The organism is Nonomuraea salmonea, assembly GCF_042428605.1.
GTDB classification, from domain to species: Bacteria; Actinomycetota; Actinomycetes; order Streptosporangiales; family Streptosporangiaceae; genus Nonomuraea; species Nonomuraea salmonea.
The window spans coordinates 405,767-429,804 of record NZ_JBHMCF010000003.1; the positions used below are offsets into that span (position 1 = coordinate 405,767).

At 70.9% G+C, this 24,038-nt stretch carries 23 protein-coding genes and 1 riboswitch; of the genes, 14 read left to right on the top strand and 9 right to left on the bottom strand.

Annotation, left to right across the window (positions count from 1 at the left end):
• Positions 1 to 125: 125 nt before the first annotated feature.
• On the bottom strand, positions 126 to 824 hold the full coding sequence (locus tag ACFFR3_RS03115) for a TetR family transcriptional regulator (RefSeq protein WP_345397170.1): 699 nt from the start codon (positions 822 to 824) through the stop codon (positions 126 to 128).
• A gap of 107 nt (positions 825 to 931) precedes the next feature.
• Here ACFFR3_RS03115 and ACFFR3_RS03120 point away from each other — a divergent pair, with 107 nt between their 5' ends.
• The 5 genes from ACFFR3_RS03120 to ACFFR3_RS03140 all read left to right on the top strand — a co-directional run bounded on the left by ACFFR3_RS03120 (position 932) and on the right by ACFFR3_RS03140 (position 7,975).
• Positions 932 to 2,557, top strand: a complete 1,626-nt coding sequence (locus ACFFR3_RS03120) for an ABC transporter substrate-binding protein (RefSeq protein ID WP_345397167.1) — start codon at positions 932 to 934, stop codon at positions 2,555 to 2,557.
• Positions 2,554 to 3,492, top strand: a complete 939-nt coding sequence (locus ACFFR3_RS03125; protein ID WP_345397164.1) for an ABC transporter permease — start codon at positions 2,554 to 2,556, stop codon at positions 3,490 to 3,492. The genes ACFFR3_RS03120 and ACFFR3_RS03125 overlap by 4 nt, the downstream gene beginning before the upstream one ends.
• On the top strand, positions 3,485 to 5,524 hold the full coding sequence (locus ACFFR3_RS03130; protein ID WP_379482550.1) for a dipeptide/oligopeptide/nickel ABC transporter permease/ATP-binding protein: 2,040 nt from the start codon (positions 3,485 to 3,487) through the stop codon (positions 5,522 to 5,524). Before ACFFR3_RS03125 ends, ACFFR3_RS03130 begins: the two co-directional genes overlap by 8 nt.
• 222 nt (positions 5,525 to 5,746) lie before the next feature.
• Positions 5,747 to 6,718: an ABC transporter ATP-binding protein gene (locus ACFFR3_RS03135; RefSeq protein ID WP_364555319.1), complete on the top strand. Its 972-nt coding sequence runs from the start codon at positions 5,747 to 5,749 to the stop codon at positions 6,716 to 6,718.
• Positions 6,719 to 6,751: 33 nt separating this feature from the next.
• The gene (locus tag ACFFR3_RS03140) at positions 6,752 to 7,975 is read left to right on the top strand and encodes an acyl-CoA dehydrogenase family protein (RefSeq protein ID WP_364365730.1); all 1,224 of its coding nucleotides are present in this window, start codon (positions 6,752 to 6,754) and stop codon (positions 7,973 to 7,975) included.
• A 10-nt stretch (positions 7,976 to 7,985) separates the two neighbouring features.
• On the opposite strand, the gene ACFFR3_RS03145 is transcribed toward ACFFR3_RS03140, so the two are convergent.
• From ACFFR3_RS03145 to ACFFR3_RS03170, 6 genes are all read right to left on the bottom strand, one after another.
• Complete coding sequence (locus ACFFR3_RS03145; RefSeq protein WP_345397155.1) at positions 7,986 to 8,615, bottom strand: DUF6879 family protein; 630 nt, start codon at positions 8,613 to 8,615, stop codon at positions 7,986 to 7,988.
• 459 nt (positions 8,616 to 9,074) lie between these two features.
• A complete protein-coding gene (locus ACFFR3_RS03150) occupies positions 9,075 to 10,019 on the bottom strand; it encodes an alpha/beta fold hydrolase (RefSeq protein WP_379482551.1) in 945 nt (314 codons plus the stop codon).
• A gap of 377 nt (positions 10,020 to 10,396) precedes the next feature.
• Complete coding sequence (locus ACFFR3_RS03155) at positions 10,397 to 11,368, bottom strand: polyphosphate polymerase domain-containing protein (RefSeq protein ID WP_379482552.1); 972 nt, start codon at positions 11,366 to 11,368, stop codon at positions 10,397 to 10,399.
• Complete coding sequence (locus ACFFR3_RS03160; protein ID WP_345409576.1) at positions 11,368 to 11,913, bottom strand: DUF4956 domain-containing protein; 546 nt, start codon at positions 11,911 to 11,913, stop codon at positions 11,368 to 11,370. The genes ACFFR3_RS03155 and ACFFR3_RS03160 overlap by 1 nt, the downstream gene beginning before the upstream one ends.
• A 148-nt stretch (positions 11,914 to 12,061) precedes the next feature.
• The gene (locus ACFFR3_RS03165) at positions 12,062 to 12,724 is read right to left on the bottom strand and encodes a response regulator transcription factor (protein ID WP_364365720.1); all 663 of its coding nucleotides are present in this window, start codon (positions 12,722 to 12,724) and stop codon (positions 12,062 to 12,064) included.
• Positions 12,721 to 14,130, bottom strand: coding sequence for a sensor histidine kinase (locus tag ACFFR3_RS03170; protein WP_379482553.1), 1,410 nt, complete (start codon positions 14,128 to 14,130; stop codon positions 12,721 to 12,723). The genes ACFFR3_RS03165 and ACFFR3_RS03170 overlap by 4 nt, the downstream gene beginning before the upstream one ends.
• A 241-nt stretch (positions 14,131 to 14,371) precedes the next feature.
• On the opposite strand from ACFFR3_RS03170, the gene ACFFR3_RS03175 reads away from it, so the two are divergent.
• From ACFFR3_RS03175 to ACFFR3_RS03200, 6 genes are all read left to right on the top strand, one after another.
• The gene (locus ACFFR3_RS03175) at positions 14,372 to 14,521 is read left to right on the top strand and encodes a hypothetical protein (RefSeq protein ID WP_345397146.1); all 150 of its coding nucleotides are present in this window, start codon (positions 14,372 to 14,374) and stop codon (positions 14,519 to 14,521) included.
• Between the two features lie 256 nt (positions 14,522 to 14,777).
• Positions 14,778 to 15,443 carry an ABC transporter permease gene (locus tag ACFFR3_RS03180; RefSeq protein WP_364365714.1) on the top strand — a complete coding sequence of 222 codons (666 nt, stop codon included), beginning with the start codon at positions 14,778 to 14,780 and terminating at the stop codon, positions 15,441 to 15,443.
• A complete protein-coding gene (locus ACFFR3_RS03185) occupies positions 15,436 to 16,623 on the top strand; it encodes an ABC transporter ATP-binding protein (RefSeq protein WP_345397140.1) in 1,188 nt (395 codons plus the stop codon). The genes ACFFR3_RS03180 and ACFFR3_RS03185 overlap by 8 nt, the downstream gene beginning before the upstream one ends.
• Positions 16,620 to 17,396 (top strand): ABC transporter permease, encoded by a 777-nt coding sequence (locus tag ACFFR3_RS03190; RefSeq protein ID WP_345397137.1) that lies wholly within the window; start codon positions 16,620 to 16,622, stop codon positions 17,394 to 17,396. The genes ACFFR3_RS03185 and ACFFR3_RS03190 overlap by 4 nt, the downstream gene beginning before the upstream one ends.
• Positions 17,393 to 18,352, top strand: a complete 960-nt coding sequence (locus tag ACFFR3_RS03195) for a glycine betaine ABC transporter substrate-binding protein (protein ID WP_345397134.1) — start codon at positions 17,393 to 17,395, stop codon at positions 18,350 to 18,352. Before ACFFR3_RS03190 ends, ACFFR3_RS03195 begins: the two co-directional genes overlap by 4 nt.
• Positions 18,353 to 18,392: 40 nt before the next feature.
• Positions 18,393 to 19,244: an SDR family oxidoreductase gene (locus ACFFR3_RS03200; RefSeq protein WP_345397131.1), complete on the top strand. Its 852-nt coding sequence runs from the start codon at positions 18,393 to 18,395 to the stop codon at positions 19,242 to 19,244.
• A 24-nt stretch (positions 19,245 to 19,268) separates the two neighbouring features.
• Here the strand turns inward: ACFFR3_RS03200 and thiC are convergent, their stop codons facing one another.
• Positions 19,269 to 20,813 (bottom strand): phosphomethylpyrimidine synthase ThiC, encoded by a 1,545-nt coding sequence (gene thiC, locus ACFFR3_RS03205; protein ID WP_379482554.1) that lies wholly within the window; start codon positions 20,811 to 20,813, stop codon positions 19,269 to 19,271.
• Positions 20,806 to 20,918: riboswitch (TPP riboswitch) on the bottom strand. Its footprint overlaps the gene before it by 8 nt.
• 90 nt (positions 20,919 to 21,008) lie before the next feature.
• Here thiC and ACFFR3_RS03210 point away from each other — a divergent pair.
• The 3 genes from ACFFR3_RS03210 to ACFFR3_RS03220 all read left to right on the top strand — a co-directional run bounded on the left by ACFFR3_RS03210 (position 21,009) and on the right by ACFFR3_RS03220 (position 23,372).
• Positions 21,009 to 21,359 (top strand): hypothetical protein, encoded by a 351-nt coding sequence (locus ACFFR3_RS03210; RefSeq protein WP_345397128.1) that lies wholly within the window; start codon positions 21,009 to 21,011, stop codon positions 21,357 to 21,359.
• 9 nt (positions 21,360 to 21,368) lie between these two features.
• Positions 21,369 to 22,208 carry a universal stress protein gene (locus ACFFR3_RS03215; protein WP_345397126.1) on the top strand — a complete coding sequence of 280 codons (840 nt, stop codon included), beginning with the start codon at positions 21,369 to 21,371 and terminating at the stop codon, positions 22,206 to 22,208.
• A gap of 108 nt (positions 22,209 to 22,316) precedes the next feature.
• Positions 22,317 to 23,372, top strand: coding sequence for a cellulose binding domain-containing protein (locus tag ACFFR3_RS03220; RefSeq protein ID WP_345397124.1), 1,056 nt, complete (start codon positions 22,317 to 22,319; stop codon positions 23,370 to 23,372).
• Here ACFFR3_RS03220 and ACFFR3_RS03225 read toward each other — a convergent pair.
• The gene (locus tag ACFFR3_RS03225; RefSeq protein ID WP_345409575.1) at positions 23,369 to 24,034 is read right to left on the bottom strand and encodes an AIM24 family protein; all 666 of its coding nucleotides are present in this window, start codon (positions 24,032 to 24,034) and stop codon (positions 23,369 to 23,371) included. The two genes, ACFFR3_RS03220 and ACFFR3_RS03225, sit on opposite strands and share 4 nt — an antisense overlap.
• Between the last annotated feature and the right edge of the window lie 4 nt (positions 24,035 to 24,038).

A 24,038-nucleotide genomic window follows, 5' to 3' on the forward strand; every position in this document is an offset into this window, starting at 1 on the left:
CTCAGCGGCCGAGGCCGGCCGGCTCGGCTGCTTGGGGAGGTCGTCGGGGGTGATGTCGGGGAGCGGGTGGGCCCGCCTCAGCGGCCGAGGTCGGCCGGCTCGGCTGCCCCGGCTGCCCTGCCGCCTCAGCGAGGGCCGCCGCCTTGGGCGGCCCCCGCCTCATCCGGCTCCCCCGCCCCGCCTGACGGGGTTTTGCCGGAGGTGTGGCGAAGGAGGCGGAGGGCGCCGCGGGACAGGGCCGTCAGGATGTCGGCGGCCTCGTCGAGGTCGGGGTAGCGGCCCTCCAGATGGCCCATGGCCAGGGCGTTGGTGGCCGCGTTGATGCCCTCGGCGATCATCTCAAGCCGCCGCCTGTCGCGTTCGTCGTCGGCGGTGTAGCCGAGCGCGGCCAGGTCGGCGGCGTGATGGTCGCGGTAGGCGGCCGCCGTCTCGCGGGCGAAGTCGCGCAGCGATGACGAGGGGTCGTGGCGGGCCCGTAGCTGGATGCGCAGCAGCTCGGGATGGCGGCAGATGGCCTCGAGCGGGATGCGGAACGTCTCGCGGTGACGTTCGAGATCGCCGGGAGCCTCGCGGGCCCTGCGGCGGGCCTCGCGCATGGAGGCGCGCAACCGCTCGCCACCCTCTTCCGCCAGCACCCTGAGCAACTCCTGCATGTCCTTGAAGTGCACGTAGAAGCTGGACTGCGCGATGCCGGCGGCCTTGGCGACCTTGACCGTGGTCAGGCCCGCCTCGCCCTCCTCGTCGAGGATGGTCAAGGCGGCGCGGATGAGCTTGCGCCTGGTCAGGTCTTTGGCCTCGCTCCTGGTGAGCGGCGTGCTCGTCATCGATCCCCTCCCTCCAGTAACGATTGTCTCGCGGGTCTTGTGCGGAATTTCACCGATAGTACTATCGGTGAAATTGCTCTCGGGGGATCAGCCGGGAGGAGGCGTGGATGAGACGCTGGAGGACGCCGGCCGCACTGCTGCTGGCCGCGACGCTGCTCATGGCCTGCAGCGGGCAACGACCGGTCGCAGAAGGACCACCCGGAGGGGAGCCCGCCGCGACCGGGCCGACCCAGGGCGGACGCCTGGTCTACGCACTCAGCGCCGACGCCAACGGGTTCAACCCGGTCACCGACCAGTTCGCGGCGCAGAGCTACAGCATGGTCGGCACCATCATCGAGCCGCTGGTGAGCGTGGCCGAGGACGGCGACTGGAAGCCGTACCTGGCCGAGTCGGTCACGCCGAACAAGACGTACGACGAGTGGACGATCAAGGTGAGATCGGGCATCTCGTTCTCCGACGGCATGTCGCTGACCGGTGACATCGTCAAGGCCAACCTGGAGGCGCAGAAGGCGTCCCCGCTGACGGCCGCGGTGTTCGTGCCGATCACGTCGTTCGAGCTGGCCGACCCCATGACCGTCAAGGTCGTGCTGAACCAGCCCTGGGTGGCCTTCCCCTACTACCTGTCCACCCAGACCGGCATGATGGTCCCGCCCGCCTCGCTCAGCGACCCCAAGGCGGCCAGCCTCAAACCGGTGGGCACCGGGCCGTTCATCTTCAAGGAGTACGTCCCCGACAACCGCATGGTCGTCACCCGCAACCCCCGCTACTGGCGGCAGGGCCTGCCGTACCTCGACGAGATCGAGTTCCGCGTCCTGCCCGACACGCAGACCCGCGCCCAGACCCTCGAAGCGGGCGGCGTGGACGCCATGGGCACCTCACGCGACGAGGACCTCACCAAGTTCGGCGCCATGAAGGACACCTACACCGTGCACCGGGCGGAGGGCATGGCGGTGGCCGAGTACATGTTCCTGCTCAACACCGCCGTCGCGCCGCTCGACGACGTACGGGTGCGCAGGGCACTGGCCCACGCCACCGACCGCGAGACCGTCATCTCCACCCTGCGCGGCGGCCTGACCCAGCCCGCCGACGGCCCCTGGTCGAAGGACTCCAAGTGGTACACCGAGGGCGGCTACCCCGGCTACGACCCCGTCAAGGCCGCCGCCCTGGTCAAGGAGGTCGAGGCGGAGAAGGGCCCGATCCGCTTCGAGCTGATCTCCACCCCCGACCCCAACACCATGCAGGGCGTCGAGCTGGCCCAGGACATGTGGCGCAAGGCCGGCATCGACGTCACGATCAAGCAGGCCGACCAGGCCGACCTGATCAACCGCGCCATCACCGGCAACTTCGCGGCCACCGTCTGGACCCAGTTCTCCTCGCAGGACCCCGACGGCGAGTACATCTGGATGCACCAGGGCTACGCCAAGCCCGTCGGCGAGGTCTCGCTCAACATGACCAGGCTCAAGGACGACGAGCTGAGCGCCGCCTTCGACCGGGGCAGGGCCGTCGCCGACGAGGCCGTGCGCAAGCAGGCGTACGCCACCGTCCAGGAACGCCTGCGCGAGCTGGTGCCGTACGTGTTCATCGACCACCTCGACACCGGCGCCATCGTGGCGCGGAACAAGGTGCGCGGCATCGGCGAGCACCTGCTGCCCGACGGTGAGAAGGGCCTGCCGCTGACCGGCTCGCCCATCCCGTACCACCCGTTCGGCCAGCTCTGGGTCAGCGAGCGGTGATCGTCCTCCACCGGCTGGTCCGGCTCGCGGTGGTGCTGGTCGTGGTGACCTTCCTGTCGTTCGTGCTGCTCAACCTGCTGCCCGGCGACCCGGTCACGCAGATCCTGGGCCTGTCGGCGACCGAGGAGGCCCGCGCCCAGCTCCGCCAGGAGCTCGGGCTCGACCAGCCGCTGCTGGTGCGCTACGCCGACTGGCTGGGCGGGCTCGCCACCGGCGACTTCGGCACCTCGTACATCACCAGGATGCCCGTCGCCGCCGAGCTGGCCGAGCGGCTGCCCGTCACGCTGGAGCTGCTCGTCGCCGCGCAGCTCATCGCGCTCGGCCTCGCCATCCCCGTCGGCGTGGCCGCCGCCCGCCGCGCCGGCCGCGCCCTCGACCAGGCGCTCACCGCGCTCAGCTTCGCGCTGCTGTCCACGCCCGTGTTCGTGCTCGGGGTGCTGCTGATCCTGCTCTTCGCGGTCACCTGGCAGGTGCTGCCGGCGACCGGGTGGACGCCGATCTCGCTCGACCTCGGGTGGAACCTCACCTCCGTGATCCTGCCCGCGGTGACGCTCGGCTGCGGGCAGCTGGCCGTGTACGCGCGGCTGCTGCGTACGGACCTGATCGCCACCCTCCAGGAGGACTACATCACGCTCGCACGGGCCCGCGGCCTGTCGCCGCGGCGCATCCTGTGGCGGCACGCGCTGCGCCCCTCCGCGATCACCCTCATCACCGCCGTCGGGCTCAACCTGGGCGCGCTCATCGGCGGCACGGTGATCATCGAGACCCTGTTCGGTCTGCCCGGCGTCGGGCGGCTCATCGTCGACTCCATCTTTTCCCGCGACTACCTGACGGTTCAGGGAGGCGTCGTGCTGATCTCGGTCGGCTACGTGGTCGTCAACTTCGCGGTGGACCTGGTGTACGCCGCCGTCGACCCCAGGATCCGGCGTGCGTAGGCGGCTCGGTCGGGGGCTCGGTCGGGGGCTCGGTCGGGGGCTCGGTCGGGGGCTCGGTGGGCGGCTCGGGCCCGCCTTCTGGCTGGCGGCCTGCTGGATCGGGCTCGTGCTGCTCGCCGCCGTGCTCGCCGACCTGCTGCCGCTCGCCCGCTACGACGAGACGCTGGCCGGGCCGCCGCAGTCGGGGCCCAGCGCGGCGCACCCGTTCGGCACCGACGGGCTCGGCCGCGACGTGCTCAGCAGGGTCGTGTACGGCGCCCGCGTCTCGCTCGGCGTGGGCGTCGGCGCCGTTCTGCTCGGCCTCGGCATCGGCGCGCCGCTCGGCATCCTGGCCGGCTACCGCCGCAAGGCCGCCGACGCGGTCATCATGGCCGTCAACGACGTGGCGCAGGCGTTCCCCGCCCTGGTGTTCGCGCTGGCCGTGGTCGCCTTCGCCGGGGCGAGCCTGCGGAACGTGCTCATCGTGCTCGGCGTGCTGGGCATCCCCTCGTGGGTGCGGCTCATCAGGGGGGCCACGCTGACGTTCGCGGAGCGGGAGTTCGTGCTGGCCGCGCGCGTCCTCGGCACCCGCGACCGGCGCATCCTGTGGCGGGAGATCATACCAAACGTGGCCGTGCCCGCCGCCTCGTACGCGTTCATCGGCATGGCCGTGGTCGTCGTCGCCGAAGGCAGCCTCGCCTTCCTCGGCCTGTCCGTCCAGGCGCCCACGCCCACCTGGGGCGGGCTCATCAACGAGGGCCGCACGCTGATGGAGACCGCGCCGCACGTGGTGCTGGCTCCCTCGGTGGTGATGTTCCTGACCGTGCTCTCGTTCAACCTGGTCGGGGACCGGTTGCGGTCGCTGACGGACGTCCGCGAGAGCGGCCTGGAGCCGGTGCGCCAGGCTCCCGAGATCGCCGCCCCCGCCCCCATCGCTCCCGTGGGTGACGCGCTGCTCCAGGTCGAGGGGCTGCGCACCCACCTCGTCACCCCGCGCGGCCTCGTCAAGGCCGTGGACGGCGTCTCCTTCGCCCTCGACCGTGGCAGGACCCTCGCCATCGTCGGCGAATCGGGGTCGGGCAAGTCCATGCTGATCCGGTCCATCCTCGGCCTGCTGCCGGGCACCGCCGTACGCGGCGGCCACGTCCTGCTGTCCGGCGACGACCTCACCGCGTACGGGCCCGCCGAGATGCGCTCCGTGCTCGGGTTGCGGCTCGGCACCGTGTTCCAGGACCCCATGACCGCGCTCAACCCCGTCCGCACGATCGGCACCCAGGTCACCGAGCCGCTCCGGGTGCACCTGCGGATGAGCCGGCGCGAGGCCCGCGACGAGGCCGTCCGCCTGCTCGCCTCCGTCGGCATCCCCGACCCCGCCCGCATGCTGCGCCGCTACCCGCATCAGCTCTCGGGCGGGATGCGGCAGCGGGTCACGATCGCGATGGCGCTGTCGTGCCGGCCCGACGTGCTGTTCGCCGACGAGCCCACCACCGCGCTCGACGTCACCATCCAGGACCAGGTGCTGCGGCTGCTGCACCGGCTGCGCGAGGAGCGGGACATGGCGGTGGTGCTGGTCAGCCACGACCTGTCCGTCGTCGCCCAGTGGGCCGACGAGGTCATCGTCATGTACGCGGGGCGGGTCGTCGAGCGCGGGCCCGCCGCCGAGGTGTTCGCGCGGCCCCGCATGCCGTACACCGAAGCCCTCCTCCAGGCCGCGCCCCGCCTGACGGACCCCGTCCACCACCGCCTCCGCGTCATCCCCGGCCGCCCACCCGATCTGGTCGACCTGCCACAGGGCTGCGCCTTCCGCGCCCGCTGCCCGTACGCAACCCCCCGCTGCGCCGAGGACGCACCCCCACTCCTCACCGACCACCCCCACACCTACGCCTGCTGGCACCCCCGCCCCACCCAGAACCCCGCAACGACCACCGCGACCGGGGAAGGGGCCGCCGCCCCTTCCCCCTCCGAAAACGGTGAGCGGGCCGCAGCCGCCCCTCCCCCTACGAGGGTCGGCTCCCCCTCCTCCGCAGAAAGAGGTGAGCAAAGTGGCCGGTAGCGGAAACGCGCACCTCCGCCCCCGTAACGACGTGTTGCTCCCCCTCCCTCCGAAAAGAGGCGAGCCCCTGATGGCCGGTAGTGGAAGTGCGCATCTTCAGGCCCGTGTGTTGCTCCTCCTTCCTCCCGAAAAGAGGCGAGCCCCCGATGGCCGGTAGTGGAAGTGCGCATCTTCAGGCCCGTGTGTTGCTCCTCCTTCCTCCCGAAAAGAGGCGAGCCCCCGATGGCCGGTAGCGGAAACGCGCACCTCCGAGCCCGTGACGACGTGTTGTTGCGGGTGGAGGATTTGGTGGTGGAGTTTCCCGCCGGCCGAGGTCGCACTGTGCGCGCCGTCTCCGGGGTGAGCTTCGACCTGGCGCGCGGCGAGACCCTGGGCATCGTGGGCGAGTCGGGCTGCGGCAAGTCCAGCGCCGCCCGCGCGCTCGTCCAGCTCCCGCCGCCGCGCTCGGGCTCCGTACGGCTCGACGGGGTGGAGCTGACCGAGCTGCGCGGCGAGGCCCTGCGCAGGACCCGCAGGCGCCTCCAGATGATCTTCCAGGACCCGATCTCCTCGCTCAACCCGCGCCGCCGCGTCCGCGACATCGTCGGCGAGGGCCCCCGCGTCTGGAACCTGCCGGGCGACCGCGTGGACGAGGTGCTGGAAGCCGTCGGCCTGGACCCGGAGACGGCGGCGGTCCGCAGGCCGCACGAGTTCTCCGGCGGGCAGTGCCAGCGCGTCTCGATCGCCAGGGCGCTCGTCCTCGACCCCGAGGTGGTGATCTGCGACGAGCCGGTGTCGGCGCTCGACGTCTCCGTGCAGGCGCAGATCCTGGGACTCCTGGAGGATCTCAAGGAGCGTTTCCGGCTCACGCTCGTCTTCATCGCCCACGACCTGGCCGTGGTGAAGAACGTCAGCGACCGGATCCTGGTGATGTACCTGGGCAAGGTGTGCGAGCTGGCGCCCAGCGCCGACCTGATCGGCCGCCCGGCGCACCCGTACACGAAAGCCCTGATCGCCTCCATCCCGGGCGGCGGCCTCGACCTGCCGCCCGCCGACACGTTGATCAGCGGCGAGCCGCCGTCGCCGGTCAGCCCGCCGACGGGGTGCCGCTTCCGTACCCGCTGCCCGCGCGCGGCGGCGCGGTGCGCGCAGGAGGAGCCCCAGATCCGGCGGATCGGCGAGGACCACTGGCTGGCCTGCCACTTCCCCGACTGATCACCCACCGAGAACACTGAGAGGTACGACCGCATGGCCATCGACTTCACCCTCGCCCCCGAGCACGAGGAGATCCGCAAGCGGGTCCGCGCGTTCATCCAGGGCACGGTCATCCCCGCCATGGACGAGGTGCAGGAGGGGGACCGCGACGCGTACCTGCGCACGATCTTCCACCTGCGCTCGCTCGCCCAGGAGCAGGGGCTGTGGCTGCCGCACATGCCGAAGGAGTGGGGCGGCATGGGGCTCGGGCACGTCGAGCTGGCCATGGTGCAGTCGGAGGCGGCCAAGACCCGCATCGGCCCGTGGGTGCTCAACTGCCAGGCCCCCGACGAGGGCAACATGCACACGCTCCTGCACTGGGCGAACGACGAGCAGAAGGAGAAGTACCTCCGGCCGCTCCTGGAAGGCAGGCAGATGTCCTGCTTCGCCATGACCGAGCCTGAGGTGGCCGGTTCCGACCCGACGCTGATCCGTACGGAGGCCGTGCAGGACGGGGACGAATGGATCATTAACGGCCACAAGTGGTTCATCTCGAACGCGCGGCGGGCCAACTTCGCGATCCTCATCGCCCGTACCGAGAAGGACGTCCCGGAGGGGTCGCGGGGCGCCAACACCGCGTTCCTCATCGACCTGCCCAACCCGGGCTGGAACGACGTCCGCGAGGTGGAGACCATGCACGGCTCCACCGGCCACAGCGAGATCGTCATCAAGGACCTGCGCGTGCCGTCCAGCGCCATCCTCGGCGGGCGGGGCAACGGGCACCGGCTGGGGCAGTACCGGCTCGGGCCGGCCCGGCTGGCCCACTGCATGCGCTGGATCTCGCAGGCCGAGACGGCCCTCGACATGATGGTGGACCGCGCACTCAACCGCTACAGCCACGGCTCGCTGCTGGCCGAGAAGCAGGGCATCCAGTGGATGATCGCCGACTCGGCGATGGAGCTGTATCAGTGCAAGCTCATGGTCCTGCACGCCGCTTCGAAGATCGACAAGGGCGAGGACTTCCGTACGGAGGTCTCCATGGCCAAGCACTTCGTCGCCAACAGCCTCAACCGGATCATCGACCGCGCGATCCAGGTGCACGGCGCGCTCGGCTACTCCACGGACACGCCGCTTGCCCACATGTTCCAGCACGCCCGGTGGGCCCGCTTCGCCGACGGGGCCGACGAGATCCACCAGATGCGCATCGCCGAGCGCACCATCGCCGCCTACCAGGCCACCGGCTCCACCTCGGCCGCCACCGGAGACCTGCCGTTGTAGGGCCGCTCCTTCAGACGCTCACCCGGGGCGCCGGCAACGGCACGATCTCCCGGTCGTAATAGGCCCGGAAGTCCTCACCCGCCGCGAACAGCTTGTCCAGCTCGCCGTGGCAGGCCTCGATCACTTCCCGGTCGTCGATCCGCCGCGCCCCGCTGTGCGTCCCAGCCTCGTCGTACGTCACCTCGTACATCACCACGGTCCCCAGCACCACCAGCTCCGGCAGCCGCCGCCCGCCCTCCAGCTCGGCCACCTCGCCCGCGTCGAGCACCCGCACCTGCTCGACGGTCGCCACCCGCAGCGCCAGCACGTGCATCTCCCACTGCAGGTACGGCGTGACCGGCTGCTCCACGATCCTGATGCGGCGGCGCAGGAAGTTCTCGGCCGGGCGCTCGCACTCCCGCATCAACCCGCCCCGGCTGTCGAACACCCCGATGGGCTTGTCGTCGATGAGCTTGAGCGAACGATCCCAGTCGCCCTCCATCATCGCGACCCAGCTCGGCTCCCCGGCCTCCCTGAAGCTCTGAATGCGCTCCAGCTTCCAGAACACATCATCAATTTTCCGGAAATTAGGCCAGAAGTCGTCGAGATATTCATCCGCACTCAGCAAGACGCCCGGTATCTCATGAATGCGCTCAAGCATGAGAAATATCCCTTGTTACGCAAGCAGCCTGCCCACCGAACAACCAGACATCACGCCAGGACCCGGTCACCACTCTCGCAGGCATTCGCTCATATCCGCAGGTCAAGTCCCTGCCTATCACCACGAAGCCCCCTTGTCGAGCTTCCCCACCCACCCCCGGGCAAGTCCCGCCCCTGCCTCCAGGCGCTCCCCGACAACCCCCGCAGCCCTTCTCCAGGCGCACCCCGGCGATCCCCGCAGCCCTTCTTCTGGCGCACCCCGGCGATCCCGGCGGCCCCTTTCAGGCACACTTCCCAAGCCCAGCCGACCGCCTGCTATTACCACTAATCCACCGGAAAGCCGCATTTCCCCAAAAGTCCGGACCTGGGATTTGGCCGGGCATGGAAACTCGCCGGCCGCTGCCGGGCAGGTGCCCACCCCCGGCAGCGGCCGTGCTTCGATCCCCCCAGGCGCCACACCTCAGGCCAGGTCAGCGGCCGTGGCGGGCGCCTTGGCGGCGACGGTCTGGATGGCCTTGACGGCGACCTCGGGCTGGTCGACGTAGATGTAGTGCTCGCTCTTCTTGGCCACGGTCAGGCGGCTCTGCCGGGACAGGGCCAGCCACTTGCGCTGGCCGGCGGTCCACGCCCGCTCCAGCTTCGGCCCGTACGTCGGGAGCGCCGCGAGGTACGGCTTACCGTGCTTGATCACCTCGACCGGGATGTTCCCGGCGTAGCCCACCTTGCCGTCGGGGACGACCAGCATCTCGGGGTTCTGCCCCTGGAAGACCGCGAGGTTCTGCGCCCGCAGCTCGGCCGCCGGGCCCTTGGCCGACGCCGGGATCGCCTTCTTGACGTCGCGCAGCATGGTGGAGGGGGTGGCGTCCAGCAGCACCAGGCCCTTGACCCGGTCGCGGTGCTCGGGGGCGTAGCGAGCGGCGATGAGCCCGCCCAGCGAGTGTCCGGCCAGCACGACCGGCTGCCGGCCCGCGACCCGGTCGAGCACCCCGGTCAGGATCTTGCCCGTGCCGGCGAAGGTCTGCTTCCCGGACGGCTTGTCGCTCGCGCCCTCGCCGAGCCGGTCGTACGAGCAGACCCGGTTCTTCTTGCTCAGCGTCTTCTGCAGCTTGGCCAGCTTGTCCAGCCCGTCACCCATGCCCGCCAGCAGCACGATGACCGGCTTGCGCCCCTTGGCCGGCCGCCCCGAGCACGACACGTTCACCGACTTGCCCGCGACCTTGATCTTCTTGGTGCCGACGAACGGGTCCGCGACGCGCTTGCCCCCGGAGAACGGATCCCAGCTCGCCACGTTGGCGTTCGCGAACGGGTCCCACTCCTCGGCAGCGGCGGCCGGCCCCGCGGCGACCCCCATGCCGACGGCGGTGCACAGGGTGATCACAGCGGCTGCCTTGAACGTCCGGATCATGTCATCCTCCCAAGCGAGTCTCAGTCCGCCGACCTGACCGGCCGACGGTGCCGGCGGCCGCTTAGTCGGCTCGCCCCCGACACCCCAAACGCTATGGATCAGACCCCCTGCCGGTCGTCACCACACGGTGGACAACTGCGCGTAGCTCGCAAGGGGGACAAACCCCGACCACCCCAAGAAACCCGCCCCACGGACCACCCACCGCCTCCCGGCGGCCATCACCCAGACCCACCGGCGAATAACGCATCACCCGACCGCCTCAACACCGCTCGACACGTGGCTGCCCCCGACCGCCGCATCCCCCTTGGCACGTGGTCCGCCCCCGCCCCCACCGCCATAACCCCTCTGGCGGCTGACGTACCTCCCCGCCGCCACCGTCATGCGGCGGGGAGCAAGTAGCGGTGGAGGATGGGGTGCCAGCGGTTGGCGGGTTGGGCTCGGAGGGCGGCGACGGCCAGGCAGTATTTGCTCACGCTGACCGGGCGCACCCCGAGGCCGCGCAGCACCTTGTCGGCCAGCGCGCGGCCGTCCGCCGACTTCGACTCCAGCAGGACCATGTCGCCGCGAGCGGGGGCGCGGCGGTGGCCGTCACGGCACACCAGACCGGTGTCGCAGGTGAGGCGGGCGCCACCCGCCTGGTCGATGAGGGTGACCCGTCTGTAGTCGGTGGCCAGCACCGGTTGCAGCGGCTCGGGTGCGACGAGGTGCAGCTCTCTGAGTAGCGTGTCGCGGGCGAAGTCGAGCGCCTCCTCGGTGAGCGGCTGCCCGGGAGCGCCGTCGTACGGGATGCGGTGTTTGTCGGTGCTGCCCCTTGCGCCGCTCAGCTTGAGCTCCAGCCACTGGCCGCCACCGTCGAGGTAGGTCCTGGTGCGGAGCTTGAACCGGCGCCGGCGATCCTGCCGGTGGTGGTGATAGGTGAGCAGGTCGGGGGTGTCGTAGTAGGTGGAGGTGTAGCGGAACTGGCGGCGGCCGTCGATGCGCAGCACCTGGAACCGGTCGCCCAGCTCGGCGGCCAGGTGGGACATGGTGGCGGCCGGCACGATGTATTTGCGGTCGACCCGGCTCATGAGCTGGGGGACGTCGTCCAGCTCCATGCCCGGCAACCGGGCCGCGACCCCGGCGAGCAACGCGTCGGCGTAGGGCCGCCCGACGAACCCCTCCCCCCGACGTACGTGGACCTGCGTGTCGTCGGCGGACCGGCCGCGCTCGGACGCGGATGCGAGGCTCGCGAACGGCAGGCCCTGATCTCCGGGCGACAGGCCACGGGCCGCAGGTATGCGGCACCCGGTGGACGGCACGTTGGGGGTGGGACCGCAGACGGTGAGGGGCGCTCGGTGGATGGTCGGCATCAGCGGGCTCCTACGCGGACGGACGGGGCGGAGGTGAAGCGGACGTCGACCACCGTCACGTCGCGTACGTAGTCCACCTGCGTCACCTCCCACTGCAGCACCTTCGCCCGCAGCCGGCTCTCCAGGTCGGCACGGAGCAGGTCGGGGTCGGTGTGGACGACGTCGAGGGTGACGACCTGATGGCGGGTGCGGCCGAGGACCTGGGGGTGGTCGCCGACGTAGATGACGGCGAGGAGGACGGCGTTCAGCAGGAGGGCGGTCAACGGCCATGACGCTCCGGCGATGCCGTTGACCAGGCCCAGCACGATCGCGATGAAGTAGTAGGCGATCTCCTGCTGGGTGATCTCGCTCGACCGCAGGCGGATGATGGACAGCACCCCGAACAGGCCGAACCCGACGGCGATGTCGACCCGCTGGACCAGCAGCAGGGACACGACGGCGAAGATGCCCACATTGAGGGCGATGTAGGCGAACAGCAGGTCGCGGCGGTGGTGTCGGCGGTAGTAGAGCCCATAGGCGAGTACGAGGATCGCCACGAGGTCCATCGCCAGTCCGGCTGCCAAGGCTGCTCCTTTCGTTGGCTTCCTGGTGAACAGCTTGGTAGGCGGGGGTGAGGTGGAAGTGAGGCGATGATGAGGCGACTCTCATCCAGCCGTGCTGCGGTCAGGCGACTCTCATCCAGCTACGCTGCGGTCAGGCGACTCGCATGCGGTAGCCGGTGCCGCGGACCGTTTCGATGCGTTCGGGGCCGATCTTGCGGCGGAGGTAGCGGACGTAGACGTCCACGACATTGGAGCCGGGGTCGAAGTCGAAGCCCCACACGTGGCTCAGCAACTGCTCGCGGGTGAGGACCTGGTCGGGGTGGCGGCAGAAGATCTCGGCCAGCGCGAACTCGCGGGTGGACAGGTCGACCGCCCGATCCCCCACATACACCCGCCGCGTCCGCAGATCGAGCGACAAGTCCGACACCCGCAGCACGGTCACCTCAGGCGTACGGTCGGCGCGCAGCCGCAGCCGCACCCGGGCCAGCAGCTCCTCGAAGGCGAAGGGCTTGGCGATGTAGTCGTCGGCCCCGCCCTCCAGCCCGGCCACGGTGTCGCTGACGCTGTCGCGCGCGGTCAGGATGATCACGGGGATGGTGACCATGGCCTCGCGCAGGCGCCGCAGCACGGTGAACCCGTCGCTGCGCGGCAGCCCGATGTCGAGGATGAGCAGGTCGAACCCGCCGGCAGCGGCCAGATCGTACGCCGCCACCCCGTCGCCCACCACGGCCGTCACGAAGCCGTTGGCCCGCAACCCCTTCTCCACGAAGGCGGCGATCCTGGCTTCGTCCTCGGCGATCAAGATGCGGTTCACCCGAGCCTCCACAACTCCCACATCGGCAGGGACATGACAAAGCAGGCGCCACCGCCCGGGGCGTCGGTCACCCGGACGTGGCCGCCGTGGGCCTGGGCGATGGAGCGCACGATGGCGAGGCCCAGCCCGGCCCCGTCGTGCGCGCCGGTGCGGCCGGCCCCGCGGACGAACCGGCCGAAGATGCGCTCGCGCTCGGCGGTCGGGACGCCGGGCCCGCTGTCGCGTACCCACAGCTCGACGCGGCCGTCGCGGACGGCGGAGCCGACGGCGATGAGGTCGCCGTCGGCGGTGTGGCGCACGGCGTTGGCGACGAGCTGCATGAGCGCCTGGGTGAGCCGCTGCCGGTCGGCGGGCAGCTTGGCCTCGGCCACCTCGTCGACCCGCCACGTGCGGGCGCCGAGCGCGCGGGCCTTGGCGACCACGCTGACCGTGAGGTCGGCCAGCTCGACGTTGTCGAGCGCGAGGAAGCCGGGCTGCTCGGCCTTGGCGAGGGTGAGCAGGTCGTCGACGATGCGGTTCATGCGGTCGAGCTCGTCGGTGACGAGGGCGAGGGTCTCGGCGCGGTCGGCGGGGTCGTCGCCCATCAGCTCGAGGTGGCCGCGGATGACGGTGATGGGGGTGCGCAGCTCGTGGCCGGCGTCGTCCATGAAGTGCCGCTGGACCACGAACGCCTGCTCCAGCCGGTCGAGCATGTGGTTGAACGTCGCCGCGACCGCCGCCACGTCGTCGTCGCCGGGCACGTCGAGCCTGCGGGTCAGGTCGGTGGAGTCGCTGATCTGCTCGGCGGTCTGCCTGACCAGCCGGAGCGGCGCGAGCACCTGCCCGGCCACGAGCCAGCCGGCCGCCCCGGCCAGCGCCATCGCCGCGAGCGCGGACAGCCCGAGCACGCGTACGGCGTCGACGATCTCGTCGCGGTGCATGTCGTAGAAGATGGCCACGACGAAGTGCCCCTGACGGGCGTCGCCCGACACGGTGACCGGGATGACCGCGTATTGGACCGTTCCCCGGCTGGTCTCGACCTCGTCGCGCTCGACGCGCGTGGCCTCGGCCATGTCGGCGACCAGCTCCGCGTCGCCGTCGAGCGGGACCGGCGGCGGCACGGAGGTGGCGCGGTCGGCGCGGCCGTCGACGATGCTGAAGAACGTCTCCCAGCGGTCGGGCGCGTTGACCGCGAGGTAGCCGGTCAGCAGGTCGCCCACGTCGGTGACCTTGCGCCCGGTCTGCTGGTCGAGGGCGGTGGCGGCGTAGCGGCGCAGCTTGTCGACCTCGTTGCCGAGCTCGTGGGTCATGCGGTCGTCGAGCCGGGCGAGCAGGATGGTCCAGGTGGCGAAGATCGCGACGGAGAGTGCGAGGCCGACGACTGCGAGCATCCAGCCCACGATCCGGGCACGGGCGCTCACCCGCATGTGGCCTCCTCGTCAGTCGTCACCGGCATCATCACCGGCGTCGTCACCGTCGTCATCATCGCCCCCGTCGTCATCATCGGCGAAACCGCCGCCTCCGCGCCGCGGTGGAGGCGGCGCGACCGGCTCGGCTCTGGACCTGCGCTCGGCGGCGGCCCGCTCGCTCGCCCGCGGCTCCGCATCGGGCGTGCCGTCTCTCGCGGACGGAGGCTGAGCGGATGGAGGCTGAGCGGACGGAGAGGCGGTGGACGGGGAGGCCGTGGACGGCGAGGAGCCCGACGGCGAGGACGAGGAGGAAGGCGACGGCGACGGTGTCGAGGCCCGCGTCGACGAGGTCAGCGACCCCGAGGGCTCGGGCGTGACGACGATGGGCCCACCCAGGTCGGCCCCCTGATCGGCGGCCCGCACCAGCCCCACCGACATGAACCCCACCGCCGCGGCCCCCAGAACGAGGAGGATCACCGTGCCCCGATGTCTCATGCCCCCGACCCTGCCGCCCTTCGAGGAGACCACGCTGAGGCCCAGATGAGAAACCTCTCATCTAAAGCGGGAAAGCGCCGGGTCAAGACGCAACCCTCCCCGCCCCATTGTTGGGAACAAAGTGACAGATGGGGCGTTTGAGGCAGGACTTCCCGGTTACGGGGTAGGGGATGAGCTTGTGGGAGTACGTCGAAGACCGATGGGATCTCATCGTCTTCGAGACGTTGCAGCACGCCAGCATGGTCGCCCAGTGTGTCCTGGTGGCGGCCGTGCTCGGCGTGCTCATCGGCGTGGCCACCTACCGCCGCGCCAGACCGTCGGCCTTCGCGATAGCGGCGGCGGGGGTGCTGTTCACGGTGCCGTCGCTGGCCATGTTGGGCCTGCTGATCCCGCCGCTCGGCCTGGGCGTGGCCCCCGCCGTGACGGCGATCGTCCTGTACGCGCTGCTGCCCATCGTCCGTAACACCGTCGTCGGCCTGCAGGGCGTGGACCCCCTGCTGGTCGACGCCGCCCGCGGCATCGGGATGAGCCGCCGCAGGTCGCTGGCCAGGGTGGAGCTGCCGCTGGCCTGGCCGGTGATCCTGACCGGCATCCGGGTGGCCACGCAGCTCGCGATGGGCATCGGCGCGGTCGCCGCGTTCGTGTCGGGCCCGGGGCTCGGCGAGCAGATCTTCTCCGGCCTGGCCAGGCTCGGCGGCGCGAACGCGGTCAACGCCACGCTGACGGGCACGATCGGCGTGGCGATCCTGGCGCTGATCTTCGACGGCGTCTTCGTGCTCATCGGCCGGCTGACCACGCCGAGCCGGCGGCCCGCGACCGGAGGTGCCCGTGGCTGACCTGCGGCGGCCCGCGACGACCGGCGGAGTGCCGATCGAGCTGCGCAAGGTGACCAAGTCGTTCCCCGGCGGCGGCGAGCCCGCCGTCCAGGAGCTGGACCTCGACATCCAGGCGGGCGAGATCGTGGTCCTGCTGGGCCCGTCGGGCTGCGGCAAGACGACCACGATGCGCATGATCAACCGGCTGATCGAGCCCACCTCGGGCGACATCATCATCAACGGCCAGAACTCCCGCGAGATCGACCCCGACCGGCTGCGCCGCCACATCGGGTACGTGATCCAGCAGGCCGGCCTGTTCCCCCACATGACGGTGGCGGCGAACATCGCCCAGGTGCCGAAGATGCTCGGCTGGGACCGCGCGCGCATCGCCGAGCGCGTGGACGAGCTGCTCACGCTGGTGGGGCTGGAGCCCGAGACGTTCCGCGACAGCTATCCGCGCCGCCTGTCGGGCGGCCAGCAGCAGCGCGTGGGCGTGGCCAGGGCGCTGGCCGCCGACCCGCCGGTGCTGCTGATGGACGAGCCGTTCGGCGCGCTCGACCCCATCACCCGCGAACGCCTCCAGGACGAGCTGCTCCGCCTCCAGGACGACCTGGCCAAGACCATCGTCTTCGTCACGCACGACGTGGACGAGGCGCTCAAGATCGGCGACCACATCGCGATCATGCAGCGGCCCGGCCACATCGTGCAGTACGCCCGCCCCGCCGAGATCCTCACGAATCCGGCCAGCGACTACGTCGAGCAGTTCCTGGGCGCCGGCTCGTCGATGCGCCTGCTGCGGCTGACGAAGGTGGGCGACATCGAGCTGGACCAGGTGCCGTACTTCTCGGAGGACCGCGACTGCGCGGAGCTGCTGCGCGAGATCGAGCTCGACGGCCGCGGCTACGCGCTGATCACCGACGGGATGCGCCGCCCGCTGCGCTGGGTGAGCCAGGCCGACCTCGAAGGCCGCACCGGCCCGGTCGGTACGGCGGGCGACCCGGTCACCGGCACCATCCACCACCGCATGACCTTGCAGGACGCCCTGGAGGCGCTGCTCAACGCCGACACCGACGTGGTGCCGGTGGAGGGCAGACGGCGCTCGTACGCGGGGGCGCTGTCGCTGAGCACGGTGCAGAGCGCGATCCAGACGATCAAGGCGCGCGAACGCGAGCGCCGCCACCGCAGGAGCGGTGCCCGATGACGGTCGGAAGCGCCGCCGACAGGGAGGCGACCACTCCTGAGCCGCGCATCGGGCGGTCGTGGCACGCGATCCTGCCTCCGCTGTGCTACCTCGCCATAGCCGCCGCGATGATCATTTATACGCAGGTCGCGCCGCTGGACAGCATCGAGCGCGGCTCGCTCAACCTGACGTTCCTGATGCGCCGCACGTGGGAGCACATCCAGCTGGTGTTCTTCTCGACCGTGCTGGTGCTGCTGGTGGCGCTGCCGCTGGGCGTGCTGCTGACCAGGCGCGGGCTGCGCAGGGCCACGCCGGTGGTGCTGTCGCTGGTGAACCTGGGCCAGGCCACCCCGGCGGTGGGCCTGGTGGTGCTGCTCGCGGTGGTGTTCCAGATCGGGTTCTGGACGGCGGTGGCGGCGCTGTTCGCCTACAGCCTGCTGCCGACGCTGCGCAACACGATGGTGGGCCTGGAGCAGGTGGACCCGCGCCTGGTGGACGCGGGGCGCGGCATCGGCATGTCGGCGTCAGGGGTGCTGTTCAAGGTCGAGCTGCCGATGGCGGTGCCGGTGATCCTGTCGGGCATCCGTACGACGCTGGTGCTGAACGTGGGCACGGCGGGCATCGCGGCGTTCATCGGCTCGGGCGGCCTGGGCGACCTGATCACCGCGGGGGTGAGCACGCAGCGCAGCCTGATCCTGGTCACCGGCTGCGTGCTGATCGCGGTGCTGGCGCTGCTCATCGACTGGGCGGCGGGCCTGGCGCAGCGGCTGCTGTCGCCGAAGGGGCTCTCATGAGGGCGTTCCTGGCGGCCGTTGCGGTCATGGTCTGCGTCGTGGCCTGCGGGCTGCGGCCGGCGTCGTCGTTCGTGCCGCCGGTGGAGCCGGGCGGCATCCGCCCGGTGCCCGGGCTCGAAGGGCAGCGCGTACGGGTGACGTCCAAGGAGTTCACCGAGCAGCTCGTGCTCGGCAAGATCGCCGTGCTCGCCCTCACCGCGGCGGGCGCGGACGTGGAGGACAGGACGAACGTCCAGGGCAGCGTGAACGCCCGCGCCTCGCTCATCCGCGGCGGCACCGACCTGATGTGGGAGTACACCGGCACCGGCTGGATCACCTACCTGGGGCAGCAGAAGCCCGTCCAGGGCGCGGAGGCGCAGTACGAGGCCGTACGCGACCTCGACCTGCGCGAGAACGGCATCGTGTGGCTGCCGCCCGCCCCGCTGAACAACAGCTACGCCATCGGCGTCACGCGGGCGTCGGCCGAGAAGTGGGGCCTGTCGAAGATCTCCGACATCCCCGAGGTGCCGGTGGCGCAGCGCACGTTCTGCGTGGACCACGAGACGTTCGGCCGCGACGACGGCTTCCTCGGCATGCTCAAGGGCTACGGCCTGACGTACGGCGAGGAGGTGCCGAGGGCGAACGTGCGCAGGGTGTCGGTCGGCGTGCTCTACAACTCGGTGGCCAGCGGCCAGTGCACGCTCGGCATGATGACCACCACCGACGGCCGGGTCAAGGCGCTGGACCTGGTGCTGCTGGAGGACGACCGGCACTTCTTCCCGCAGTACAACGCGGCGGTGACGATGCGCAGGCAGCTCGCCGACGCGCACCCGGAGATCGCGAAGATCTTCGCGCCGATCAGCGCGAAGCTGACCGACGACGTCATGCGGGACCTGAACGCGCAGGTGGACGTGGACGGCGGCATGCCCGCGCTGGTGGCCCGCGACTGGCTCAGGTCGGAGGGGTTCGTCCGATGACGGGCGTTAGCCCCACCTGACCACGGGCAGCCCGCAAGGCATGTCGCACACACCACCACCGCAGAACCAGCCGTACCCGGGCAGCACCGGCGAGATGGCCCCTGAGCCGCGCGACGAGATGCGCGACTACGTCGGCCGCGACCTGCTCGCCGGCAAGAAGGCCCTGATCACGGGCGGCGACTCGGGCATCGGCCGGGCGGTCGCCGTGGCGTTCGCCAAGGAGGGCGCGGACGTCGCGATCGCGTACCTGAGCGAGCACGAGGACGCCGCGCACACCCGCAAGCTGGTCGAGGAGACCGGGCGGCGCTGCGTGACTCTGCCCGGCGACCTGGCCGACCGGGCGCACTGCGCGTCGGTCGTCGAGCAGGCCGTCTCCGAGCTGGGCGGCCTGGACGTGCTGGTCAACAACGTGGCCTACCAGCAGCCGGTGAGCGGCCTCGAGGAGCTGGACGACGAGCAGTGGGAGCACACGTTCGCCGTCAACATCCACAGCTACTTCCGCGTCATGAAGGCCGCGCTCCCGCACCTGCGCGAGGGCGCGGCCATCATCAACACCTCGTCGATCAACGGCCTGCGCGGCAACAAGTCGCTCATCGACTACGCCGCCACGAAGGGCGCGATCAACGCCTTCACCTACTCCATGGCCCAGAACCTGGTCGAGCGGGGCATCCGGGTCAACGCGGTGGCGCCTGGCCCGGTGTGGACGCCGCTCATCCCGGCCACGATGCCGGAGGAGAAGGTGGAGAAGTTCGGCCAGCAGGTGCCGATGGGGCGACCCGCCCATCCGGACGAGATCGCCCCCTCGTACGTGTTCTTCGCCTCCGACCGGCTGTCCTCGTACTACACGGGCGAGGTGCTGGCCCCGATCGGCGGCGAGACGCTCCCCGGCTAGCCGCGGCCTGGGCACTTGGTGGCGTCACTCCACGTAGATCGTGCCGCCGAGGCGACGGAACTCGGCGGCCTTCTCCTCGAAACCGGCCCGCCTGATGTCGTGGCTGATCCGCATCGAGCAGAACTTGGGGCCGCACATCGAGCAGAAGTGCGCGGTCTTGGCGGGCGCGGCGGGCAGCGTCTCGTCGTGGAAGGCGCGGGCCGTGTCGGGGTCGAGCGAGAGGTCGAACTGGTCCTCCCAGCGGAACTCGAAGCGCGCGTCGGACAGCGCGTCGTCCCACTCCTGCGCCTTCGGGTGCCCCTTGGCCAGGTCGGCGGCGTGCGCGGCGATCTTGTACGTGATCACGCCGGTCTTCACGTCGTCCTTGTCCGGCAGGCCGAGGTGCTCCTTGGGGGTGACGTAGCAGAGCATGGCGGTGCCGAACCAGCCGATCATGGCGGCCCCGATGCCCGAGGTGATGTGGTCGTAGCCGGGCGCGACGTCGGTGACGAGCGGGCCGAGGGTGTAGAAGGGGGCGTCGTCGCACAGCTCGCGCTGCAGGTCGACGTTCTCCTTGATCTTGTGCATGGGCACGTGTCCAGGGCCCTCGATCATGACCTGCACGTCGTGCTCGCGCGCGATCACGGTCAGCTCGCCCAGCGTGCGCAGCTCGGCGAACTGGGCCTCGTCGTTGGCGTCGGCGATCGAACCGGGCCGCAGGCCGTCGCCGAGCGAGAACGACACGTCGTAGCGGGCCAGGATCTCGCACATCTCGGCGAAGTTCTCGTACAGGAAGCTCTCGCGGTGGTGCGCGAGGCACCAGGCGGCCATGATCGAGCCGCCGCGCGAGACGATGCCGGTCTTGCGGCGCACGGTGAGCGGCACGTGCGCGAGCCGCACGCCCGCGTGCACGGTCACGTAGTCCACGCCCTGCTCGCACTGCTCGATCAGGGTGTCGCGGAAGACCTCCCACGACAGCTCATCCGGCCGGCCCTTGACCTTCTCCAGCGCCTGGTAGATCGGCACGGTGCCGACCGGGACCGGGGAGTTGCGCAGGATCCACTCGCGGGTCTCGTGGATGTCGTCGCCGGTGGACAGGTCCATGATCGTGTCGGCGCCCCAGCGGGTGGCCCAGGTCATCTTCTCGACCTCCTCCTCGATGGAGGAGGTGACCGCGGAGTTGCCGATGTTGGCGTTGATCTTCACGAGGAAGTTGCGGCCGATGATCATGGGCTCGGTCTCGGGGTGGTTGACGTTCGCGGGGATGATGGCCCGGCCGGCCGCGACCTCGTCCCGTACGAACTCCGGCGAGACGCCCTCGCGGACCGCGACGAACTCCATCTCCTTGGTCACCAGCCCGCGCCGCGCGCAGCCGACCTGGGTGACCGGGTGCCCGGCGGCCCGCCGCTCCTCGATCCACTCGGCCCGGCGGCGCGGCAGGCCCCGCCGCAGGTCGGGCTCGTAGGAGGGGTCGGTGTACGGGCCCGAGGTGTCGTACAGCGTCACCGCCGTGCCGTTCGACAGGTTCACCTGCCGCATCGGCACCCGCAGCTCGCCGCTGTAGATCTTGGAAAAGCGCGCGTCAGTCATCGCGCAAACTCCCTTCGCCGGCATTACCCGGAGCAGGTTCTGGCGGTCGGCGGCTGGCAGCCGTCCTCTCAGCCCGGTCTCCACCGGGCTCCCGCGTTGGACGGCGGTGATCGTACCCACGCGGGGCTGGATCCCAAACCAGGGCGAAAAGGTTTGGCGGGGCTTCTCAGCGGTACGGACCCCATCAGGGGAAACATGATGAGAATCGCCGCTGTCGCAGGACTACTCGTCGTGATGGCCGCATCCGGCGCCACCGCCGCCGCCGGGGACGGCATGCAACAGCACGAGGTCAGCCAGGAGCAGTTCGACACCCTGCTGGCCCAGTGCCGCTACTCCGATACCGGTAAGGCCAAGTGCCGCAAGAACGTCAGAGAGCTCTATCGCGTCGGCCGTACCGATCCGTCGCTCGACTGCCGTACCTACTCCGGCGTGACCGTCTGCGGCACGCTCAAGCTCAGCAAGGCGGAGCGCGCGTGCGTCCGCGACTCCGAGGCCGTGGGACTGTCGTTCCGCCGCGCCGAGGTGGAGTGCTACACCGCGTCCTGAGGAGCCGAGTTGATCATCGTAGGTGTGGACGGCTCCCGTGCCGGCCTGGAGGCGGCCGGCTGGGCCGCCACCGAGGCCGTGCTGCGCCAGGTTCCGCTGACCGTCGCGCACGTCGTGCCCAAGTGGGTGTGCGAGGAGGACCAGCCCGTCCGTTACGCCGAGGTGGCGCGGTGGATGCGCGAGGAAGCGCGCACCGTGCTCACCTCCGCCAAGGACCGCGCGCTGCGCGAGCGGCCCCAGGTGCGTGTGGAGACCGTCCTGCTCCCCGGCGATCCCCGCGCGGCCCTGCTCAAGGCCGCCGCCGACGCCGAGCTGCTGGTCGTCGGCAGCAGCGGCATCGGCGGCGTGCGCGGGCTGCTGGTCGGCTCGGTCGCGTACGGGGTCGTCGCGCACGCCGAGACGAACGTCGTCCTCGTCCGCGACCGCCCCGCCACGCCCGGCGAGGTGGTGGCGGGCACCGACCTGTCCGAGTGCGCCGAGCAGGCCCTGGAGTTCGCCTTCGCCGAGGCCGAGCTGCGCGGGGCGCGGCTGCGGGTGGTCCAGGCGTGGGCCTGGCCCCAGCCGGGCGGCTTCGGGCCGGCCGACCCCGAGAGCGAGCAGGGCCACCTGCGGGCGCTGCACGAGGCGCTGTCGCCGTACCGCGCCCGGCATCCCCGCGTCGAGGCCGTCGCCGAGATCGTGCACGGACATCCTGTGGACGTGCTGAAGGAGGCGGCGGCCGGGGCCGAGCTGCTGGTGGTGGGCTCGCGCGGGCGCGGACAGCTCGCCGGCATGCTCATCGGATCCATCAGCCAGGCCATGCTGCACCATGCGCCCTGCCCGCTGGCGGTGGTACGCGCCGCCGCCTGAAAGTTACATGCGTCCCCGCAGCTCATGCCCGCGGTCCTGACCTTCAGCTTCCCCGTTCCGCCTGCCGCTCCTTACGATCTGCGCAGGCTGACGACGGGAGATCGGACGATGCGCGCAATCGGCGCCGTGCTGGCGGGGATGGTGACCGTGATCGCGGCCGTGCTGTTCGCGACGACGCCGGCCGAGGCGGCGGCCGTACGCATCATGCCGCTCGGCGACTCGATCACCGGCTCCCCCGGCTGCTGGCGGGCGATGCTGTGGAACCGGCTGCAGAGCACCGGCCACACGAACATCGACTTCGTCGGCACGCTGCCGCCGCAGGGCTGCGGGGTGGCGCACGACGGCGACAACGAAGGCCACGGCGGCTATCTCGCCACCAACATCGCGAACCAGAACATGCTGCCCGGCTGGCTCGCGGCCACCCGGCCCGACGTCGTGCTCATGCACCTGGGCACCAACGACGTGTGGAGCAACATCGCGCCCGCGACGATCCTCGGCGCGTTCACCACGCTGGTGAACCAGATGCGGGCGAGCAACCCGAACATGCGGATCCTGGTCGCTGAGATCATCCCGATGAACCCGGCCACCTGCCCCGACTGCGGCCGGCGCACCGTGGCCCTCAACGACGCCATCCCCGCCTGGGCCGCCGCGACCTCCACCGGCCAGTCGCCGATCACCGTGGTCGACCAGTGGACGGGCTTCAACACCGCCACCGACACCTACGACGGCGTGCACCCGAACGCGGCCGGTGACCAGAAGATGTCCGACAAGTGGTACCCGGCCCTGGTCGAGGCGCTCGCGGGCACCCCGACCCCCACCGTCACGCCCACCGTCACACCCACCGTGACACCCACCGTGCCGGCCGGTGACTGCGCGGCCGCGTACAAGACGACCGGGCAGTGGCAGGGCGGCTTCCAGGGCGAGGTGACCGTCACCAACACCGGCGCCGCGCCGATGAGCGGCTGGACGGTGAGCTGGACGTACGCCGACGGTCAGCGCGTCACCCAGCTCTGGGGCGGCACACTGAGCGCGAACGGCTCGTCCGTGACCGTGCGGAACGCGGCATGGAACGGCTCGCTGGCGCCGGGGGCGTCCACCACGTTCGGCTTCCTCGGCTCGTCCACCGGGGCCGGCACCGCCCCGACGCCCACCTGCGCGATCTAGGACTGCGCCTTGATCACCGGGGCGCCCTCGCTGGCCTGCACCAGCACGAACCCCTGACCCCTGAACGCGAGCTGCATCGCCTCACCGCTCCCCCGGCCGATCAGCGCGCCCACCTTCATCGTCCGGTTGACCCCGACCTGCAGGGAGGTGCTCCAGCACACCGCCGACTGCCCGTCCGCGAACGTCGGCATGCGCGCCGCGTCGAGCAGCACCGGCGTGCCGTGGGTGGTCACCGCCACCCACCCCGTGCCGGTGATCGTCGTGTTGAACAGCCCGCCGGCCGCCATGCCCGCGCCCTGGACCCGCTTGATGTCCCAGGACAGCTGCGGCTGGAAGGCCAGCAGATTACGGCCGTTGACCGTGATGCCCTCGTTCTCCAGGTAGAACAGGTGGATGTCGTCGGCGTTGTCGGCGAGGTAGAGCAGGCCCTGGCCGCGTACGCGCATCAGCGCGGCGCCCTCGCCCGTGACTGCCTTCTTGAACAGCTTCCCGAGCCCGCCGCCCTCGTAGTCGAAGTCCATCTCCCCCTGGAAGGCGACCATCGACCCCTGCTTGGCCAGCACGTCGTCGGGGAGCTGGACGCGCAGCATCTTGCCGTTCTCCAGGGCGAACCCCGGCGGCAGCTGCTGGGAGCCGAGATTGCCGAACACCGAACTGCGCACGTCC